Raw genomic sequence first — 20,060 nt, 5'->3', positions numbered from 1 at the left:
CTATAGAGTCGGAAAAGACCTATTCAAGAATATACTTATTAGGGTCAAGCGCTTGTCCGTTAACCTTAACCATGTAGTGAAGATGGGGGCCAGTTGCCAAACCGGTGCTTCCTACTAACCCTACCACATCGCCACGCTTCACCCGTTGCCCCTCCTTTACGAGGGACTTCGCTAAGTGACCATAAACCGTTTCAATTCCAAATCCATGGTCAAGCCGCACTAAATTACCGAGCTTCGGATCAAAACCGACTGATGTGACTCTGCCTTGCGCTGGGGCCTGCACTGGGGCATTGGCCGCAGCTCCGATATCCAGCCCATCATGCCACGCCGGCTTCTCCGTGAAAGGAGAAATACGAGGACCAAAACCTGAAGTCACCCAGCCCTTTACTGGCCAAATTGATGGTGTGGCAGCCCATCGTGATGACCGTTGCTCGGCAGCTTGAGACAATTCGCCAAGAATCTGCTCCTGGCTAGTCGCTTCCTTGGACAGCCACTCAAGTCCCTCTTTAACGGAGGCAACCGCAGCTTCGGTATCTTTTTCATCTACAACGCGGGTTGCAGTTGCACCAACTCCAATAACAGAAACCACTCCGTTAGTGCTGGATAATGATGCCGCCTCACCTGCTCCATTCTCATTAATCGAACTAGAAATCAGACTTCCCTCAGGCAGAGGAGTCTCTTCTCCACCTCGCCCGTTAGCCGTGTCACCAGACTTCTGAACTTCAATCCCTAACATGACCCGAAGTCGTTGATTTACCTCTTTCATTGCCCCGATTCTCTTTTTTAAGTCATCAACCGCAGAAGTGAAAGCTGCGGTCTGTTCTCGGGCGCTCATAGCCTCCGAACGGAATGCAGAAAGCTCCCACACTTCCCCGGTCCTAATGACATAATGAGAAACGACAAGAAGATCGGCAACGACAACAATACATCCAACTATCAATAGCTTACGAACAAATTCTCTCGGGAAACTAAAGCGGAGAGGCTTTGCCGTAGAACCACGGAAAATTACAACCGTATAGGCGTCACTACTTTCCTGGTTTTGCGTTTGCCCCATGATATTCACTCCCTCAATCTTGGGAGACCCTCACTTAGCCAGATAGCTTTGTAGTCTACCCATCTCTCTATGAAGGGTCAACCCTTTTGATAGTAATGAAATTAGAGCTCGTTCACGTCCCCCATGCCACTACTTATCCAATACTTCTTTCGCCACCCACTCTATATATTGTGGTGATCCACAAATAAGCGGAATGGCAATTACTTCCGGCACTTCATAGGAATGTAGCTGTTTTATCTTCTGCTCAAGTTTCCGGTACCGAGATCTTGTGGTCTTCAGTACCAGCATAGCCTCTTTCTCCTGAACGATCTTACCCTTCCACTGATACATTGACTGAATCCCAGGAATGATATTCACACAAGCAGCCAAGCGAGAAGTCAAAATTTCTTTCGATATCCGACGTCCTTCCTTCTGGTCATGAACCGTCACAAAAATAATGATTATCTTATTTTTAGCAATCGACATACTTAGCCTCAAGAAAGGCTACCTGGGTCATATAAAACTATCAACTATTCAAACTTGAACCGTTAGGGTGGTTGATTGATATAGCCTGATTCTAAAGAACGCAACTTCCATACCCTTATAAACATCGCTACAATATTCACGTTTCCAGTAAAATCAATGCATTACAATCTATCAGGCTGCTCGTTTCCGCACTATATATTGGTAGATGTGTAGTACCTGAAGCACGCTGTCCAGATTCTTGACGGTGATGTCAAAAGTTTGTCACCTTTCAAAGACCGACAACCTGGCTAATCCAATAATTCATAGTCTCTTTTGATTGATTGAACTCGGTCGCTCCTGAATTTGACAGTCATTTCTTGAGTCCCTTATGATGCAACCCATCGTTCATGAGGAGGATTTTGATGAGTTATTCCATTGGGGTGAAGGAACTGAAGACAAGACTTGATAAGGGCGATAAACTCGTACTCCTGGATGTAAGAGAGCCGTGGGAGCATGCCTTGGCAAAACTGGAGGGGTCAGTACTCATTCCATTGGGCACACTGCCTCAGGCTCTGACAAAGCTGGATAAGAATACGGAGATCATTGCCTATTGCCATCACGGCATGCGAAGCGCCGACGCAACAGGCTTCTTGGTTCAGCAAGGATTTGCTAACGTAAAAAATCTAGTAGGCGGGATAGATGCCTGGTCGATTCAGGTAGATAACACAGTTCCGCGTTACTAGAAGACACCCCTGGCAAGTTGCCGAATTTCCCATTGTGCAACGCAGATATTTCCCTGCGGGAAGCGGATTATTTGGCGCTTCCCGCTAGCTCATCTTTTCTCTAAAAAACGCTACGGTCCGCTTCAGGCCATCGGGCAGATCGACCCTCATCTCCCAACCAAGCGCTTGTCGAATTTTAGCAGGATCGACAAGACTCCTTAGCTGCTCCCCTTTCTTCGCGGGTCCATGCACTTCTTTTGAGGTAGCCCCGGTCAAACTTGCCAGCAGCCTGAACAACTCATTGATGGATGTCTCAACGCCCGTCCCGACGTTATAAACCCCCTGAGTCTCCTGCCCCATTGCGGCAAGATTTGCCTCCGCGACGTCATCCACAAACACAAAATCTCTCGTCTGACGCCCATTTCCATTGATGATAGGCTGCTCATTGTTCAACATTTTTTGAATAAAGATGGCCACAACTCCCGCCTCACCTTCCGGATCCTGCCTTGGCCCGTACACATTGGCGTACCGCAGGCTGACTGCTTGGATACCGCTGGTACGCTGAAAGTAAGACAGGTAATGCTCTCCGCACAATTTGCTGATTCCATACGGCGAGAGCGGATTCGTTGGATGGCTCTCCGGAGCGGGAAACATGTCTTGCTCGCCATAAATGGCCCCGCCTGAAGAGGAAAACACCACCTTCCTCGCTCCATGCTGAACGGCCTGATGCACCACATTCATCGTACCGAGGATATTGACTTGCGCATCAAAGACAGGGTCCGCAACGGAGTTTCTCACACTCACCTGGGCCGCCAAATGAATGACGATATTAGGCCGCTCATTTCGAAAGACCCGTTCCAACCGTGAGCTCTGGATGTCTAATTTGTAGAGATTCGCAGCACGATTCACATTCTTTCGCTTTCCCGTAGAAAGATTATCCACGACGACAACATCGTGACCTTCCTCTACCAGACGATCGACCACGTGCGAACCAATGAATCCAGCACCACCTGTCACTAAGACCTTCATGCAGTCCTCCAACTCTTCACACGCTACCCCTTAAACCTGACTCTTTCTTAGCATAAACATTTTCATTTAACTCGAAAATACTAAGAAACTCGAGGTTCCCCTTCTTCCCGCGGATCGGAGAATCAAGAGTCGCCTTCTGAGTGAGCCCAAGCCCATCGGCACAGACCAGAATACGCTGCAGTACGGCCTGCCGCTGGGCTTCATCGCGAACGATTCCACCTCGGCCAACCTGCCCCTTCCCCACTTCGAATTGCGGTTTTACCAACGCGATTACGACGGCACCAGACTGAAGGAACTGCATGATGGGAGGCAGCACCATCGTGAGGGAAATAAACGACACATCGATTACCACGAGAGCGACCGGCTCAGGGATGAGCGTTCGATCCACATAACGAATGTTCGTCCGCTCATGCAAAGTGACCCGGGGATCCTGGCGAAGACGCCAATCAAATTGGCCATACCCAACATCCACGGCATACACCCTCGCTGCACCGCGCTGCAGCAAACAGTCGGTGAATCCGCCCGTAGAACAGCCCACATCAAGGCAGACGGCTCCCTGCGGATCAATGGCACCAGCCTCAAGTGCGCCAATAAGCTTCTCCCCTCCCCGGCTCACAAACCGAGTCCCGTGAGAAACGACGTCAATCGCTGAATCAAGCGGAACCAACTTCGCTGGCTTATCAGACAGAGCGCCATCGAGCCGAACTTCTCCGGCAAGGATCATCCGAACAGCCACATCCCGGCTTTGAGCAAGGCCCCGCGCGACCAGCACTCGGTCGAGCCGATCTTTCACCGGACGTACTTGATTCACCATGGTTGAATACGTAAGCGGACTATGTGAGGACCATCCGAATAGATGCGGAACGACTATGGCTCAAGAGACGCCTCATCAGCATCCTCGTCGAGGGAAAATGCCCGTAACTGTTTTTTGCCGTTTGTATCCTGAACCAGCACTTCCACTTTCCGTTCAGCTTCTTCCAACACTTTCAGACAGTTTTTTGAGAGGCGGATTCCTTCTTCAAAGATCTTGAGCGATTCATCCAGCGAAAGATCGCCATGTTCCAATTGCCCCACAATCGCTTCCAACCGAGCCATCGCTTGTTCAAACTTCACTGCCGCCACAATCGACTCCTCATGATCCTGGATTGATAAAGTATAGCGGCTCCGCCGCCGATTTTACATCAGAGAATCCGGTATCCCTGCTTTCACGATGCACAGCAATCGTCCATCGATCAACTTCGCCTGCAGCTCCTCCCCAACATGCACATCATCCACGCCCCGAATCACCTCAGCCGTACGCGCGTGCTGGAGGACGCTATAGCCCCGCCCTAATGTCGCTAACGGACTCAGTGCGTGTAAGCGCGAGGCACACGATTGGACCCGTTGCGTGCGAGTCTCTACGATCCCACGAGTGCCCTGATAGAGCCGTGCCGCCAATTGTGGAACAACAGCCAGTCCATGACGCACGCGAGCATGCGGGCTCCTCGCCATCAATCCCTGATTGGCACGAATCATCCTGTCCTGCCCGACCTGCAACACCAGACGAACAGCCGCCGACATCTCATAGACCGTCGCATCCACCCGTTGAATCTCTTCCTGCACTCGAACACGCACCGCAGCAATTTGATGTGTCGCCAATCGCAACCGCTGACGCTCTTCCTCCATCCGCCGGCCAACCACATGCTGAAGCCGAGCCGATAGTTCCGCCAGCCTGCTCACAATTTGAGCCAAGACCGGCGCCACTGCTTCCGCGGCAGCCGATGGTGTCGGCGCACGAAGATCCGCAGCAAAGTCTGCTAGCGTAACATCCGTTTCATGTCCGACGGCGGAGACGACCGGAACTCGCGACGCGGCAATCGCCCGCACCACAACCTCTTCATTGAAACTCCAGAGATCCTCAAGTGAACCACCCCCACGCCCGACAATCATCACCTCCACCAAGCCAGATTCGCTGAGCATCCGGATGGCTGCCGCAATCTGTTCGGCCGAACCCTCACCTTGCACCTGGACGGGAACAATAATGATATGCAGCGTAGGACAACGGCGATGCAGCACCGTCAACATATCGCGAATCACGGCGCCGCTCAGCGACGTCACTAGACCAACGGTCCGTGGCAGTTCAGGAAGCGACCGCTTGCGCTCCTCGTCAAACAACCCCTCTTCCGCAAGCCGGGTTCTCAGTTGCTCAAAGGCCAGTTGCAGAGCCCCGCGTCCCTTAGGCTCGACATAGTCCACAATGATCTGGTATTCCCCGCGCGGCTCATACACCGTCACTCGTCCACGGGCAACGACCTGAAGTCCGTCCTCAAGCGCGAATCGCAGCCGCGTCGCGGTCGTCCTAAAGAGAACGGCGCGAATTTGACTCGACTCGTCTTTGAGCGTGCAGTAGAGGTGACCAGAGGCCGGGGCACGAAGATTCGACACTTCGCCTTCCAGCCACACCTCGGTGAAACTGGATTCAAGCGTGGACCGTACGAGAGCGGTCAATTCCGAGACAGTATGAACCTGCCTGACCGAAGAGCCTGGAGCGGAGAACGCCGTAGGTGGTCGGAAGCCCGTGGTGAGATCTCCCTTAGTCGATGACCCGGATCCGTTCGATTGTAATCGCCTTGCCGAGTTGTGCATCGACCTCAATCAGCACTGCGCAAAAGACCGTGGGCCCGGAAGCCACTTCAAATCGTTTCGGCATCCCGGTGAGAAACTTTTCAATCGCGAGTTCTTTTTTGACGCCGATCACACCATGCAGCGGACCGGTCATACCAATATCCGTCAGATAGGCCGTACCTTTCGGCAAAATCTGCTCGTCGGCCGTTTGCACATGCGTGTGCGTCCCCACCACCGCGACGACATCACCGTCGAGGTAATGTCCCATCGCCATCTTTTCCGACGTCGCCTCGGCATGCATATCGACGAGTACCGCCGCCGCTTCCCGCTTCAACTTCGCCACTTCTCGCTTGGCCACTTGGAACGGACAGTCGAGCGTCGGCATATACGCCCGACCCATCAACTGAAGCACGGCCAGCTTTTCCCCGCCGGGTGTTTCGACGACGTAACTGCCATTGCCAGGCACCCCGGCCGGATAATTCGCAGGACGCAACAAGCGCGGCTCACGCGGGAAATAGTCGAGAATTTCCTTCTTGTCCCAGGCATGATTCCCGGTCGTGATGACGGACAAACCCATCTCGAAGAGTTCTTCCGCCAATTCCGGCGTAATCCCGAATCCCCCGGCCACATTCTCCCCGTTCCCGATGACGACATCCACCTGCCGCTGAGAAACCACGCGCGGCACCATCCGCCCCACGGCCCGGCGCCCCGGCTCTCCCATGATGTCGCCGATATACAGAATTTTCACTTCGCATACTCCACATATCGGCTTTCGCGAATTACGGTCACCCGAATCTGTCCTGGATAGGTCAGCTCCTGCTCAATCTTCTTCGCTAAGTCCCGTGACAGTTGGAACGACTCCGTGTCGGTAATATCCTCCTGCCGCACAATCACGCGAATCTCGCGTCCCGCTTGAATCGCGTACGCTTTTTGGACGCCTTTATACGCCGTGGCAAGCGCCTCCAGCTTCTCCAACCGTTTCACATACGACTCCAACGCTTCGCGTCGTGCGCCAGGCCGCGCAGCAGACAATGCTTCGGCAGCCGCGACTAACACGCTCTCTGGGCAGATCGGCTCCACCTGTTCATGGTGTCCCGCAATCGCATTGACGATCTTCGCAGACTCACCGTACTTCTTGGCGATCTCAGCGCCGAGCATCGCATGGGGGCCTTCCTCTTCGTGGCTGACCGCTTTGCCGATGTCATGGAGCAACGCCCCGCGCCGCGCCAACTTGACGTCGAGCCCCAGCTCCGACGCCATGATTCCGCAAATATAGGCGGCCTCACGGGCATGATAGAGATTGTTCTGACCGTAGCTTGTCCGGTATTTCAACCGGCCTAACACTTTGATCAGTTCCGGGTGGAAATCGGAAAGGCCCAACTCGAAAATAATCTTTTCGGCTTCCTCGTACATCAACTTATCGATATCAACCTTCACCTTTTCGACGATTTCTTCAATCCGAGTCGGGTGAATCCGTCCATCGTGCATCAGCCGTTCAAGCGACACCTTGGCGATTTCGCGCCGCAACGGATCGAACCCTGAGATGATTACCGCTTCCGGCGTTTCATCGATGATCAAATCGATGCCCGTCGCCGCCTCGATCGCCCGAATGTTTCGCCCTTCCCGTCCGATGATCCGGCCTTTCATCGCGTCATTGGGAATCTGAACCACGGAGATCGTGGACTCCGCCACGTAGTCGCGCACGACGCGCTGAATCGAGCTGGTAATAATTTCGCGCGCTTCTCGTTCGGAGTTTTCACGCGCCTCTTCCAATGTCCGCTTGGCAAACCCGGCCGCATCGAGACGGGCCTGACTTTCCATTTCAACCATCAATTGCTTCTTGGCCTCATCGCCCGTCATTCCGGCCACCCGCTCGAGCGCCTCGCGATGCTCGCGCTCAACCTTGGCGCAGGCCGCCTCTTTTTGGACCAGTCCTTCTTCACGCCGCGCAAACTCCTGATCTCTTTTCTGCGCGTCCGCTTCGCGCTTCTCGATCGTTCCGAGCTTCCGATCCAAATTCTCTTCCCGTTGAACGAGCCGTTTATCCGTCACCGCCAGCTCAGCCAGCCGGACCTTCTGTTCTTTTTCCAAATCCGTCTTGGCTTGAAAGATCAGATCCTTCGACTCGAGCTTGGCTTCCTTGATGAGTGTTTCGGCTTCGCGCTGCGCGTTTTGAGTAATGTGCTTCGCCTGATCTTCTGCTTCCGTTCGTTTCGCGGCGGCAAGTTGACGACGAACCACTTCAAGCAGTCCGGCGCCGATCAAAGCCCCGATGAGTCCACAGAGTATGTACGCAACAAGTGAGGTAGAAATGGAGGCACCCCCTTCATGGAGAAAACAGGCCAGATCGCCTATTCTCTGCAATCTGTTAGCAATGCAGCGCTATGCGAGGGTGGAGAGAACACAAGGAAGGCTTAAACCGGGAACACTGTCATCCCAAACGCGACCGCACACGGGAACCAGACAATCTACTACCTGTGTATCTGTATTCATCCCCATCCGGCCGAGACACTCGAACCCATATTCTGATGCTCTGCCGACGAGGGATCGCTGCAAGCACAGGCTGCACGTGCAATTCACGACCGACAGCGTGCGACACATTTACGGCCATGTCCACACACCGATCTACGATCGTCCACACGAACCGCCGAACGGGGATCACCCACACTGTGAGTATCCACCGAACTAGGACTGCATACACAGATACACCGCTGTTCTCTTGTGCGTTGATCATTCGACTATCTCGATCACACATTCTGTTCTGGATGACGTTCCTGAAGACCGATTCCTTAGCACTCGACACACGCATAACGCAAAGACACTAGACCCACGATAACAAAGGCCTTTTCCGAAAGCAAGGTGAAACTCACCTGAAGAACGAGATGGGCATCTGCTCCTCGATGGATTCCATCAGTGTTTCCATCCGGCGATCGACATCGGCCTCGCCTTGGCTCCGCTTCTTTTCCGACTCGAAGAATTGATGGGCCAGATTGATCGCCGTTAGGACCGCCAGCTTGGAGGGCGTTGCGGTCTTCATCCCCTCGGCCAATGTCCGCATATGCTCATCCACGAAACTCGCAAGCCGTCGAATATAGGCATCATCTGCCTCACCGCGAATGGAATACCGCTGGCCATAAATTTCCACATCAATGGTCTTAGTCAAGAGCCACCTCCTTGGAATCGTCAAAACATTCCAACAGATCTATCTCACCCATCACTCGTTCAATACGCGCCTTAATGTCCACCCGCTCCTGTTCCCACTGCCGATTCATGTCATCTTGTGAGGAGAGGCGCTGGCGCGTCGCCTTCAGCTCATCCTCTAACAACGCATTCTTTTTCTTGAATTCTTGAACAAGTTTCACCAGCTCACGAATCCGGCCTTCCAGTGCATCAAGACGATCCAACGCCATGCTCAAATCTCCCAATAAACCCAATAGATTGTGGGGCACTATAAAAACTTCACTACATCTTGTCAAGAAACCGGCTCAGCACTTCCAGCCAATCGAAGATACTCTTTGAAGCTCCGCAAAACCCGCTTCACATACTGCCGCGTCTCCTGAAACGGAATCAGCTCGACAAATTCATCCTGACTACGCCCGCGATGCTGGTCCGCCCAAGTACCGACGACAATCGGCCCTGCGTTGTAGGCGGCAATCGTATGGACCACGCTCCCGGAGAACTGAGCCAATAATTGTTCGACATACCGAGCCCCGATCCGCACATTGGTCTCCTGATCAAAGAGATCTTCCCGAGTGACCGCGGGGAAATGATGCCGCTGCGCGACCTGATTCGCCGTGGCCGGCATGACCTGCATCAAGCCGATTGCGCCGACCCGCGAGACCGCCCGTACATCGTATTGACTCTCTTCTCGAATAATAGCCGCGACCAAATAGGGATTCACGCCGTTCAATCCCTGCGTCTTGATCGTCGGGATCAACCCGGTGGGATAGGCCACACTCCAGAGACCCGGCGCCACCGTTCCACCGGTGCGTTCCAACTTTTCGCGAAACCGGGCACGGGCTAAACGCAGCGCGTGGTTATAGGCCCCCACCTCATTCAGCCGCATCGACAGCGTCATCAAGACATCCGGGTCACGGGTATACTGCTCGGTAAGAGCCGCCAATTCACGCGCCGCATCGGATTCAAGCCCCAACATCTTCAGCTCCAAGGCCCGTCGATAGGCCGGCTGCTGTTCGACCTCTGCAAATTTCATCAACGAAGGCGCGACCACTTCGGCAGTCGGCGACTCCGCCACCGTCGAGAGTGCGGCCTGGCCTCCAATTTCAAGCACCGCATCAGGCGCCTGTTCCCTGGCCAGTTGGCAATAGTACGTAAAGGGGTACTGCCGGCACAGTTGCGCATAGACATCGCGCGCCCGGCCATTCTGGGTCTGCGTCAGGGAACGGGCAATCCAATAGAGCGCCTGCGGTTCATAATCACTGTCGCGCTGATCGATGATATGTTGCCAAACTTCGATGGCCTCTTTGTACCGCGCCATGCGGTAGAGAGCCCATCCCACGCGCCAGGACGCCTCGGCCCGCTGAGTGGCCGGCTCTCCGGCCCTCGTCACTAACCGATATTTGGCGATCGCTTCATTAAACTGCTTTTGATCTTCCAGCCAGATCCCGGCAAAGATGTTGATCTGCCCCTTCTGTTCCGCCGACAGCGACAGCTTATCCAACGACCGGCTCAACTCCAGCAGCTTCGCCCCCATTGCCTGCCGCAGGTAGACTCGCGCCAGCCAGACCGTGGCTTCATCGGATTCCGCAACATGCTCGGCCGTCAACGCCCGAAACGTCTCGCGGGCCTGATCGTATTGCTTCAGCCGCACCTGCGCAACGCCGAGCTTGAGCTTCGCGCTCCCGCGATGCGGCGAACCCGGATCCATCGCCAAAAACTTTTTCAGCTCCTCGATCGCCTCCGCATGCAACGCCTGACCGAGAAACGACTGCGCCCGATTGAAATGATCCTCCGATGATGCCGCCCACGGCTCCCCGCCAAGATTTGTAAGGAGCAGCGCCTCCGCTTCTTTCGCTTCCGGGGCAGAGGCAAACCGGACCCACAGTTGCTTGAGCGCCGTTCGCCCCTCGGCAATTTGACCGGCCCGAAGATAACAAGCTGCCATGCGCAACCACGCTTTCGGCACAAGAGGATCTTTGTCTTTTTCGGTATTCGCCACCGCCTTCGTCAGCCAGCCCAGCGCCTCCGGACAACTTGCGGCTTGATACCAGGCTTCTCCGGCGCGGAGCGCCACGAGGCTGCTCAGATTGGAGTCCGACACCGTCTGGACCACACTTTCAAATAGTCCGGCTGCCTCCTTTGCATCGCCCAGATGCAACGTCGCCTCACCCATCCAGAGACGCAGGTAATCATCGAGCATCGGGAGATCGCGTTGCCCCGCCCGCAAAAACGGCATGGCCGCCGCGGGATTCCGTTCAATCAACAATACCCCAGATAACACTCCCGCGCGCTTGGCCCAGACCGAACCGGGAAATCGCTCCGCCAATAATCGCAAGCGCTCTAACTTGAGCGCCGCGACTTGATCTTTGGTCAGTTGATTGCCCAAGCGCTCCTTGGGTTGGGCGGCGGCAAGAAAACACTCTTCGGCAGATTCGCAGGATCCGGCAGCCGACACCTCGCCATTGCTCACCTGCGAGGCCGCCGCCCGATCAGGAGACGGCCCTAACAGCACAAGAATCACAGCGGAAATGAGCACCGAACGGGATGTCGTCTTCATAGTCAAATGTAGTAACACATTACAGACCGCAGGGGTAGGAGGGGTCGGGCTTGATTCCAGGCTTAGGGCAGAACGGATGCTGCCGATTGTCCTCACCCTGTGATACCCTGCCCTCATCAATGAACACAGATCTGTCCATGCCTGAACCTTCGCGCCCGCGAACAAACTTACTGAGTCTGACCGAGACCCAGATGGCCACCCTTGTTCGTGGATTCGGCTGGCCTGGTTACCGGACCGGACAGATATTGCGGTGGCTCTATCAACGCCGGGCGCGCGCCATCGCGCAGATGACGGATCTTTCACAGAGCGATCGCGAGAAACTGGCAACCGTCGCAACAATTCAACGCACCCAAGACTGCACGATACTCCAATCATCCGATGGCACGCGCAAATTGCTCCTGACCTTGGACGATGGTCTGCGCATTGAAACCGTCCTGATTCCCGATGAAGACCGGCTGACGCTCTGCGTCTCGACACAAGTCGGCTGTATGCTGGACTGCGGCTTCTGCCTGACCGGCACGATGGGACTCAAGCGCAACCTCAAGGCGCATGAAATTGTCGATCAGGTCCTGACCGCTCAGGATCATCTGACCGGCGAGGAGCGCCTGACCAATCTAGTCTTCATGGGCATGGGCGAGCCGCTGGCGAATAGTGAGGCGCTGTCCGCTGCAATCCGCTGCCTGACAAATAAATCGTGGGGACTGGGCTGGTCGCCGCGCCGCATTACGGTCTCAACTGCGGGACTAGCGACCCGTTTGAAAGACGTCGCGGCGCTCGGGGTAAATCTGGCGATTTCCTTGAACGGCACGACAGAGGAACAACGGCAACGTTTGATGCCCGCGGCCAGTCAGATCGCTTCGCTCAAAACGCTCATGGCCGCTTGCCGCCGGTATCCGCTCCCGCCCATGCGGCGGCTGACGTTTGAATATGTCGTACTGGCCGGGGTGAACGACAGCGATGACGATGCCCGTCGCCTCGTGAAACTGCTCGCGGGAATCCGGGGCAAAGTGAACTTGATCCCGTTCAATGAGTTTCCAGGAAATGCCTTCCGGCGGCCCACTGATGATCGCGTGTTCACGTTCCAGGCGATATTGACCCGCGCCGGCATCGACGCATTCATTCGTAAAAGCCGGGGGCGCGACGTACTGGGCGCCTGCGGTCAATTGGGCAATGTTCCGGCCAACCAGGCGTCCGTTGCCTTGACACAAATCGAATCCCGTTGTTAGCATGCCTCGTGCGACTCACCCAACTATGAAGTCACAACACCACCGTCATCGCTCAGTCCTCTTCACCGTACTCGCTCTCTGCCTGTGGGCAGGAACGAGCTTCGCCGCTGAGCCACACGAATACCTCTTGTCCAACGGGATGAAGGTCCTGCTCGTAGAAGTCCCCAAGGCCCCTGTCGCGACCGTGCAGGTCTGGTACAAGGTGGGTTCGCGGAATGAAGTCATGGGCCGGGCCGGGCTGTCTCATATGCTTGAACACATGATGTTCAAAGGCACGGCCAAGTATCCGAAAGGCTCCTTCTCCCGGATCATCCGGAAGAACGGCGGCGTCGACAACGCCTTTACCAGCCAGGACTTTACCGCCTATTTTGAGAACCTCGCAGCCGATCGCGTCGAGCTCGCCTTGGAAATGGAAGCCGACCGCATGCAGGGGCTGATTCTCGACAACAGCGAATTCCAAACCGAGCGGGAAGTCGTCAAAGAAGAACGCCGGCTGCGCACAGAGGATGATCCCCAAGGAGCGCTCGTGGAGACGCTCTTCGCTCAGACCTACCTCAGCCACCCCTACCACTGGCCCGTGATCGGGTGGTTTGCCGACCTAGATGCCATGTCGCTGGACGATTTGCAGCGCCACTACGACACCTACTACTCGCCGAACAACGCGACGTTGATCGTGGTGGGCGATATCAAGGCCGACTCCTTGCTCCCGACCATCAAACATCTTTTCGAACCGATCCCCAAGGGTCCGAGTCCAAAGGCCACGCTGGCGGTCGAGCCGGAGCAGCGCGGTGAACGGCGCTTTCTCTTGAAACGTGAAGCGCAAGTCCCCTTTGTCATGCTGGGATTCCGCGTGCCGAATTATTCCAGCGACGATTCGTACGCCCTCGATATTCTAGAGTCGATCCTCTCGCATGGAAAAAGCTCACGCCTCTATCAGAGCCTCGTCTACGATCAAAAGAATTCGCTGGCCGTCGGGGCTGAATACAGCCTGATGCAGACCGACCCCAGCCTGTTCTACTTCTATGCGCTGGTGAATCCGGGGGCCAAAGTGGACGCCGTCGAAGACGCCCTGTATCGCGAAATCACCCGGCTCCAAAATGAGCCGCCGACTGAACTGGAATTGCAGCGGGCAAAAAACCAGGTGGAAGCTGCGCACGTATTCGAACAGGATTCGAACTTCCGCCATGCCATGTTGTTGGGGCAATCGGAGTCGATCGGGGCAGGCTGGCGGCGAGTCGATCAATTTCTGGAGCGCATTCGCGCGGTGACAACCAAAGACATTCAGCGAGTGGCGAAACACTATCTGACCTCGGATAATCGGACCGTCGGCATTCTGATTCCTCAACCGCCCAAAGCGCCGGAGCCCCAACCAACCGCCGCTCATGCCGGGAAGCCCTAACCACGATGCCCCAATTCGTCCGCCGCCCATGCCGGGAAGATCTGATCATGATGTCCCAATTCGTCCGCCGCTCATGCCGGAAAGATCTGACTATGATGGTCATTACCACAGCAGCAGGACGATTCACTCGAATGAACCGATGGCGTAGCACCGGCGCACTGCTTTTCATTACGGCCGTCGTTTCTCTCACTACGCCCGTACAGGCAGCCGATATCACTCCGATCAAATTCACCACGCCCAACGGAATGACCGTGCTGGTCCTGGAGCAGCACTTTCTCCCGATCGTGGAAATTCATGCCTTGGTTAAAGCCGGGTCGGCCTACGACCCACCCGACAAGGCCGGCGTCGCCAATCTTGTTGCGAGCCTCTTGGATGAAGGAACCACCAGCCGGTCGGCGAAGCAATTGGCCGAGCAAATCGATTTTGTCGGCGGGTCCTTGGAAGCGAAAGCGGGAGAAGACTTTACGACCGCCTCCGCGCGTATCCTGAAAAAGGACGTCGATCTGGGCTTTACCCTCCTCGCCGATGTGTTGATGCATCCCGCCTTCTCCAAGCATGAATTCGAACGAGTGCGCTCACAGATCCAAGGTGAAATCGCCAGCGACAGCGACGATCCCGGCCACGTGGCCATGAAAGCCTTCAACCAACTGGTTTTCCACAACCATCCCTATCGGTGGCCGGCACAAGGCACCGAAGAGACGGTCGGCAAGATAACGTTGGCGGACGTACAAAGCTTCTACGCAAAGGAATATCTCCCCAATCAGGTCATCCTGACCATCGTCGGAGATCTGTCCGTTGAACAAGCGACGGCCCTCGTACAGACCCATTTCGGAAGCTGGAAGAAAGGCACGCCGCAGAACCGCACCACAAAGAAGCCCGCTGTGGTCGATAAAAAGTCCGTCCAGCTCATCGAGAAAGACCTGACCCAGTCCACGATCGTCCTCGGCCACGGGGGAATCAGCCGGAATAATCCGGACTACTATGCCATCACCGTCATGAACCACATTCTCGGCGCCGGAGGGTTTTCGTCGCGGCTCATGGACTCGATTCGCGACAAGCAGGGACTCGCCTATGGCATCATGAGCCACTATGACGCACGCATGCAGCCCGGCTCGTTTTGGGTGAATCTTCAAACCAGGACCGAAGCCACCAATCAAGCGATCACCGGCGTGCTGACGGAGATCAAAGGAATCCGCGACAGCCCGGTCAGCGACCAGGAATTGTCGGAAGCGAAATCGTTTCTGGTAGGCAGCTTCCCGCTCCGCCTCGATTCGACCGCCAAACTGGCTCAGGTGCTGGCCCAGGTCGAGTATTATGGATTGGGATTCGAGTATTTCAGCCAGTATCCGAAATGGATTGAACGCGTCACGAAAGACGACGTGCAGCGCGTCGCTAGGCAGTACCTCGACCCGCAGCACTATGCGCTTGTCGTCGTAGGTAACGTGGCTAAAGCCAAGGTCCGCCAGTAAGAGATCTCACGACACCGGGCCGCTATGCAGCCTCTTTCACTCGAACACAAGCTCCTTCATTTACGCGAGATCTTCGCGGCCATGGATTCTGTCCTGGTTGCTTATTCAGGCGGCATCGACAGCACGGTGGTCTTGAAAGTTGCCCATGACCAATTGCTGGACCGCGCCGTGGGGGTGACGGCAATTTCACCGACCTTCCCTGCCGTCGAATTGGATTCAGCCACCCGCGTCGCAAAAGAAATCGGGGTGCGCCATGAACTGGTCCAGACCGATCAGCTGCTGATCTCCGCCTTCACCGAAAACGATGCCAACCGCTGTTTCCACTGCAAAACCGATCTCTATCACTTGCTGGGCAAGTTAAGAAAAGCACGCGCGGCTGCCGTCATCGTGGATGGAACCAATCTCGACGACCTAAGCGATGATCGTCCCGGCCTCAGAGCCGCCCGTGAATGGGGAGTCCGCAGCCCGCTGGTCGAAGCCAATCTCTCAAAAGCTGAAATCCGATCGCTCGCAAAAGATCTCGGCCTGTCGAACTGGGACAAACCAGCGGCCGCCTGCCTGTCTTCGCGCATTCCCAGAGGCATCACAATTACGAGGGAAAAACTCAGCCGGGTGGAACAAGCCGAAGAAGTATTACTGGCAGAAGGATTCCGGCACTGCCGCGTGCGCGATCACGGTGAGATCGCCAGAATCGAAGTCAGCCAGGATGAACTGGCTCGAATAATCGAAGGTGAACGAGGGACGAGGATCAGCCGTCACGTGAAGGAACTCGGCTTTCGGTTTGTGACGATTGACTTAGATGGGTATCGGCCTGGCGGGGTGAGCATAGACCCACCGCGCCCGGCCAAGTAGAGCAATGAACGATTGATTAGGAGTGTGACTTCGACAGGGCGCTGAGCGCTTCGTCGGCAAATTTCCGGTGATCCGCATCTGTAAGACTGCGCTGCACCACCTTTTCCGCCACCGCCAACGCCAGCTCCGTAGTCTGATTGCGAATGTCCTGGATGGCCTTCCGGCGCTCATGGTCGATTTCCCGTGTAGCATCGCCCTTGATGCGCTCCGCTTCCGTGCTCATCCGCTGCTCGTTCTCATCAAGCAACCGCTGCGCCCGCTCTTGAGCTGCGGCCAGAATGGCTTCGGCTTCCTTCGCCGCTGTACTGAGCTTTGCCTCATAGGTCTTCAAGGCCCGCTCAGACTCTGCACGGTGACGTTCAGCCTGGTCGAGGCTGTCCTTGATCTTCTTCTCCCGCTCTTCGAGGGCGGCCAGGATGCCTGGAAAGGCAAACTTATAGAGCACGAAGAACAGAATTCCGAAGGACAAAATCTCCCAGAAAATCAACGACGAGAAAAACCCCGATTCAAACTGCGGCATAGTTTTAACCTACACGACTGTGGCTGAATCCCGAGTACTGAGCGCAGGACTCCGCACTGAGCACCCATGGCTCAACACGGTTATTTGCGAAGACCCATGATGATGAACGCAATGACAAGCCCGTACAGTGCGATGGCTTCCACGAGCGCAAACCCGATCCACATGTACTTGCCGACGCGGGCTTCCGCTTCAGGCTGGCGAGCCACGGCTTCAATCATCTTGCCGAAGATGTACCCGATTCCGATACCGGCACCGGCAAACCCCGCCGCCGCCAATCCCATACCCAATAATGCTGCTGCTGCTGAATCCATTGTGTCCAACTCCTCCCTTGTCTGGCTGACACGCGATCAATGCGCGTGGTCATCATGGCCGTGCAGATGGAATGCGTCACCCAAATAGACGCACGTCAACACGGTAAAAATATAGGCTTGAATAAACGCAATGCCGACTTCCAACCCGTTCATTGCAATCGTAAAGGCAAACGGCAACCAACCGATAAGCAGCCCGCCGCTGATCGACAAACCGAAGAGCACCCCGAGAATGACGTGCCCGGCTGTCATGTTGGCAAACAATCGAACCGCCAATGAAATCGGCCGAGCTAATTGGCTGATCAATTCGATAGGAATCATCAGCGGCAAGAGCCATCCTGGAGTTCCCGGCGGCACGAGAATCCCCAAAAACTTGCCCCCATGCAAGAGGAATCCCATGACAAGACTGAGCCCATACACAACGCAGGCAAACACGGCTGTTACGATAATCTGGCTTGTGACTGTATACGAACCGGGAATGAGCCCGATCAGATTGCAAAAAAGAATAAAGAGAAATAGCGTCGCGACAAGCGGGAAAAACTGCATCCCCTCTTTCCCCATCGTATCGAGGATGATGCCACGAATGAAATCAACCAACATTTCAGCCAGACTCTGTAATTTTCCCGGCACAAGTTGGCGAGCCGATCCTGCTTTGAGCATTAAGAATGCGACCAACGCCACCACCACCCACATGATGATGACCGCTTTGTTAATGGAAATATCGATTCCACCAAGGGAGAGCGGGATGTAGTTATGCAGTTCAAACGAATGGAGCGGACTTTCTTCCACAGCTATTCCTTGCTTTCTGTATCAGGTGGCGAGCCCGGCCACTGCATAGCCGCCCGATATGCGTTTCGTATTCCGGCGATTACTCCAAGCACTAGCCCCACCACCATTCCCCAGGGAGTGGAATCAAGGAGGTAGGTATCTAACACCCAGCCTACACCACCCCCGACAATCAACGAGGCTAGCAGGTCGGTTCCAATTCGAACCGCCTGGCCGAGCCCCGCATAAAACGGATCTTGAGAAGGGGGCATTCTGTTACTCACCGGTCAATGCTCAGACAAGAATCTGAATGAGGCGCTCAACCGATTGCGAGCGCGCAATTCAAGCAGAATCCTCATTGAAATGTCAAGCCGTTAGGGGCCCTGTCTCTCTCGAAAGCGCTACGGTATAGTATGGCCCAACTGAAATCGGTCGGATTTTCTGAATTCATGTCAACGACACGACCATCCGCCACAGCCTTTCTTCACGGGGCTCCGCAACCCCTGTGCGTGAGCCAACGAGGCTGGCCGCTCAGCCCATTCGAACGGTATGCCCGCGTGGCGTCAGACCGGCACCCCTCATTTCTCTTTGAAAGCGGCAAAGGACCAGCAACCACTGGGCGCTACTCATTCTTCGCGACCGATCCCTACCAGACCTTTTCGGGCAAGCATCACAACTGGACTCTCCGGTCAGCCGATGGACAAACCCAAACCGGACAAGCGCCGTTTTCAACACTCGCGCGCCTGATGCAACAATCCACCATTGCTCGCCCTCCTGGAACTCCGCCGTTTTTCGGAGGGGCCGTGGGGTATCTGAGCTATGACCTGGTGCGTCAATTCGAATCATTGCCGAACGACGCCGACGACGATCTTCATTTCCCGGACTTGGAGTTCGCCTTTTACGATCTGGTGGTCGCATTCGATCACTCATCCGACGAATGGCACTTGATGTTCTGCCCCCCGCTCAAACGATTCCTCGGGGAGCCTCGAGAGAAGCTCTATCGGGAGGGTTGCGACAGACTCGCGGCGTTAGAGGCGCAATTGTCTTCGCCCCACCCCCAAGCGCCGTCAGCCCATTCATTCGCCCCAGTCAGCTTTCGACCGCAACAAACCCAAGACTCCTATATGGACCGCGTCCGACGCTGCCAGGAATACATCGCCGCCGGAGATCTGTATCAAGCCAACCTCTCACATCGCTTTTCAGTTACGAGCGACAGCTTCACTCACCAGGCGGGACTCGCGACGGAACTCCAAGCCTATGCGCGCCTGCGCCGCATGAACCCCTCACCGTTCTCCGGCCTGTTGCGCATGGGGAACACCAGCTTCATCAGTACATCGCCGGAACGCTTAGTTCGGCTGGAAGGCCGATCGGCCGATACCCGCCCGATCGCCGGAACCCGGCGCCGAGGCCGGGACGCTTCCGACGACCACAGGTTGCGGGAAGAACTGCTGAGCAATGAAAAAGAACGCGCCGAACACCTGATGCTCGTCGACCTCGAGCGAAACGACCTCGGCCGCGTGTGTGAGTTCGGCTCCGTCCTCGTCGATGAACTCATGTCGATTGAGCAATATTCCCACGTCAGCCATCTGGTGTCGCACATCTCTGGACAACTGCGGACCGAGGTGACCGGATTCGATTTATTGCAAGCCGTCTTCCCCGGTGGCACCATCACGGGCGTACCCAAGATTCGCTGCATGGAAATCATCGACGAATTGGAACCTGTACGGCGAGGCCCCTATACCGGATCGATGGGCTACCTAAGCTGGAGCGGAGACCTCGACTTCAACATCATCATCCGCACGCTGGTGCTTCACGAAGGACAGGGCTCCCTCCAGGTCGGTGCCGGCATTGTGGCGGACTCTGATCCGGCCAAGGAATACGAGGAGACGATGCATAAGGCACAGGCATTCCTGAGCGCGTTGTCGTAACAT

The 20,060-nt window shown here is 55.5% G+C and carries 21 protein-coding genes; 6 read left to right on the top strand and 15 right to left on the bottom strand.

Features of this window, described 5'->3' with window-relative positions; genetic code table 11:
• Positions 1-19 precede the first annotated feature (19 nt).
• Together NITLEN_RS09480 and cutA are read right to left on the bottom strand one after the other, a co-directional pair.
• A complete protein-coding gene (locus NITLEN_RS09480; RefSeq protein ID WP_121989341.1) occupies positions 20-1,054 on the bottom strand; it encodes a M23 family metallopeptidase in 1,035 nt (344 codons plus the stop codon).
• A 129-nt stretch (positions 1,055-1,183) separates the two neighbouring features.
• Positions 1,184-1,519: a divalent-cation tolerance protein CutA gene (gene cutA, locus NITLEN_RS09475; RefSeq protein WP_121989340.1), complete on the bottom strand. Its 336-nt coding sequence runs from the start codon at positions 1,517-1,519 to the stop codon at positions 1,184-1,186.
• Between the two features lie 401 nt (positions 1,520-1,920).
• Between cutA and NITLEN_RS09470 the strand changes: the two genes are divergently transcribed.
• Entirely contained in the window at positions 1,921-2,241 is a 321-nt protein-coding gene (locus NITLEN_RS09470) for a rhodanese-like domain-containing protein (protein ID WP_121989339.1), read from the top strand.
• An 84-nt stretch (positions 2,242-2,325) separates the two neighbouring features.
• On the opposite strand, the gene NITLEN_RS09465 is transcribed toward NITLEN_RS09470, so the two are convergent.
• The 9 genes from NITLEN_RS09465 to NITLEN_RS09425 form a co-directional block, all read right to left on the bottom strand.
• A complete protein-coding gene (locus tag NITLEN_RS09465) occupies positions 2,326-3,249 on the bottom strand; it encodes an SDR family oxidoreductase (protein WP_121989338.1) in 924 nt (307 codons plus the stop codon).
• A gap of 16 nt (positions 3,250-3,265) precedes the next feature.
• The gene (locus tag NITLEN_RS09460; protein ID WP_121989337.1) at positions 3,266-4,063 is read right to left on the bottom strand and encodes a TlyA family RNA methyltransferase; all 798 of its coding nucleotides are present in this window, start codon (positions 4,061-4,063) and stop codon (positions 3,266-3,268) included.
• Positions 4,064-4,116: 53 nt separating this feature from the next.
• Positions 4,117-4,371, bottom strand: coding sequence for an exodeoxyribonuclease VII small subunit (gene xseB / locus NITLEN_RS09455; RefSeq protein ID WP_121989336.1), 255 nt, complete (start codon positions 4,369-4,371; stop codon positions 4,117-4,119).
• Between the two features lie 54 nt (positions 4,372-4,425).
• A complete protein-coding gene (gene xseA, locus NITLEN_RS09450) occupies positions 4,426-5,874 on the bottom strand; it encodes an exodeoxyribonuclease VII large subunit (protein WP_121989335.1) in 1,449 nt (482 codons plus the stop codon).
• Positions 5,822-6,601 carry a TIGR00282 family metallophosphoesterase gene (locus NITLEN_RS09445; RefSeq protein WP_121989334.1) on the bottom strand — a complete coding sequence of 260 codons (780 nt, stop codon included), beginning with the start codon at positions 6,599-6,601 and terminating at the stop codon, positions 5,822-5,824. The genes xseA and NITLEN_RS09445 overlap by 53 nt, the downstream gene beginning before the upstream one ends.
• Positions 6,598-8,166: a ribonuclease Y gene (rny, locus tag NITLEN_RS09440; RefSeq protein ID WP_121989413.1), complete on the bottom strand. Its 1,569-nt coding sequence runs from the start codon at positions 8,164-8,166 to the stop codon at positions 6,598-6,600. The genes NITLEN_RS09445 and rny overlap by 4 nt, the downstream gene beginning before the upstream one ends.
• A 553-nt stretch (positions 8,167-8,719) precedes the next feature.
• Positions 8,720-9,016, bottom strand: coding sequence for a cell division protein ZapA (locus NITLEN_RS09435; RefSeq protein ID WP_181416756.1), 297 nt, complete (start codon positions 9,014-9,016; stop codon positions 8,720-8,722).
• The gene (locus NITLEN_RS09430; RefSeq protein ID WP_121989332.1) at positions 9,009-9,263 is read right to left on the bottom strand and encodes a hypothetical protein; all 255 of its coding nucleotides are present in this window, start codon (positions 9,261-9,263) and stop codon (positions 9,009-9,011) included. The genes NITLEN_RS09435 and NITLEN_RS09430 overlap by 8 nt, the downstream gene beginning before the upstream one ends.
• 62 nt (positions 9,264-9,325) lie before the next feature.
• The gene (locus NITLEN_RS09425; RefSeq protein WP_181416755.1) at positions 9,326-11,590 is read right to left on the bottom strand and encodes a lytic transglycosylase domain-containing protein; all 2,265 of its coding nucleotides are present in this window, start codon (positions 11,588-11,590) and stop codon (positions 9,326-9,328) included.
• Positions 11,591-11,709: 119 nt separating this feature from the next.
• On the opposite strand from NITLEN_RS09425, the gene rlmN reads away from it, so the two are divergent.
• The 4 genes from rlmN to larE all read left to right on the top strand — a co-directional run bounded on the left by rlmN (position 11,710) and on the right by larE (position 16,536).
• Positions 11,710-12,816 (top strand): dual-specificity RNA methyltransferase RlmN, encoded by a 1,107-nt coding sequence (gene rlmN / locus NITLEN_RS09420; RefSeq protein ID WP_342776536.1) that lies wholly within the window; start codon positions 11,710-11,712, stop codon positions 12,814-12,816.
• 25 nt (positions 12,817-12,841) lie between these two features.
• Complete coding sequence (locus tag NITLEN_RS09415; protein ID WP_121989329.1) at positions 12,842-14,215, top strand: M16 family metallopeptidase; 1,374 nt, start codon at positions 12,842-12,844, stop codon at positions 14,213-14,215.
• Between the two features lie 131 nt (positions 14,216-14,346).
• A complete protein-coding gene (locus NITLEN_RS09410) occupies positions 14,347-15,684 on the top strand; it encodes a M16 family metallopeptidase (protein ID WP_181416754.1) in 1,338 nt (445 codons plus the stop codon).
• 24 nt (positions 15,685-15,708) lie between these two features.
• A complete protein-coding gene (gene larE, locus NITLEN_RS09405; RefSeq protein ID WP_121989327.1) occupies positions 15,709-16,536 on the top strand; it encodes an ATP-dependent sacrificial sulfur transferase LarE in 828 nt (275 codons plus the stop codon).
• Between the two features lie 16 nt (positions 16,537-16,552).
• Here the strand turns inward: larE and atpF are convergent, their stop codons facing one another.
• The 4 genes from atpF to NITLEN_RS18880 all read right to left on the bottom strand — a co-directional run bounded on the left by atpF (position 16,553) and on the right by NITLEN_RS18880 (position 18,401).
• Positions 16,553-17,056, bottom strand: a complete 504-nt coding sequence (gene atpF, locus NITLEN_RS09400; protein WP_121989326.1) for a F0F1 ATP synthase subunit B — start codon at positions 17,054-17,056, stop codon at positions 16,553-16,555.
• Positions 17,057-17,136: 80 nt separating this feature from the next.
• Positions 17,137-17,367: an ATP synthase F0 subunit C gene (gene atpE, locus NITLEN_RS09395; protein ID WP_121989325.1), complete on the bottom strand. Its 231-nt coding sequence runs from the start codon at positions 17,365-17,367 to the stop codon at positions 17,137-17,139.
• A 36-nt stretch (positions 17,368-17,403) separates the two neighbouring features.
• A complete protein-coding gene (locus NITLEN_RS09390) occupies positions 17,404-18,153 on the bottom strand; it encodes a F0F1 ATP synthase subunit A (RefSeq protein ID WP_121989324.1) in 750 nt (249 codons plus the stop codon).
• A gap of 2 nt (positions 18,154-18,155) precedes the next feature.
• Positions 18,156-18,401 (bottom strand): AtpZ/AtpI family protein, encoded by a 246-nt coding sequence (locus tag NITLEN_RS18880; protein WP_121989323.1) that lies wholly within the window; start codon positions 18,399-18,401, stop codon positions 18,156-18,158.
• A gap of 177 nt (positions 18,402-18,578) precedes the next feature.
• On the opposite strand from NITLEN_RS18880, the gene NITLEN_RS09380 reads away from it, so the two are divergent.
• Entirely contained in the window at positions 18,579-20,057 is a 1,479-nt protein-coding gene (locus NITLEN_RS09380; protein WP_181416753.1) for an anthranilate synthase component I family protein, read from the top strand.
• Positions 20,058-20,060 lie beyond the last annotated feature (3 nt).

It is taken from the genome of Nitrospira lenta, from assembly GCF_900403705.1.
Classification (GTDB): domain Bacteria; phylum Nitrospirota; class Nitrospiria; order Nitrospirales; family Nitrospiraceae; genus Nitrospira_D; species Nitrospira_D lenta.
This window is presented reverse-complemented; position numbering and strand designations above follow the sequence as displayed.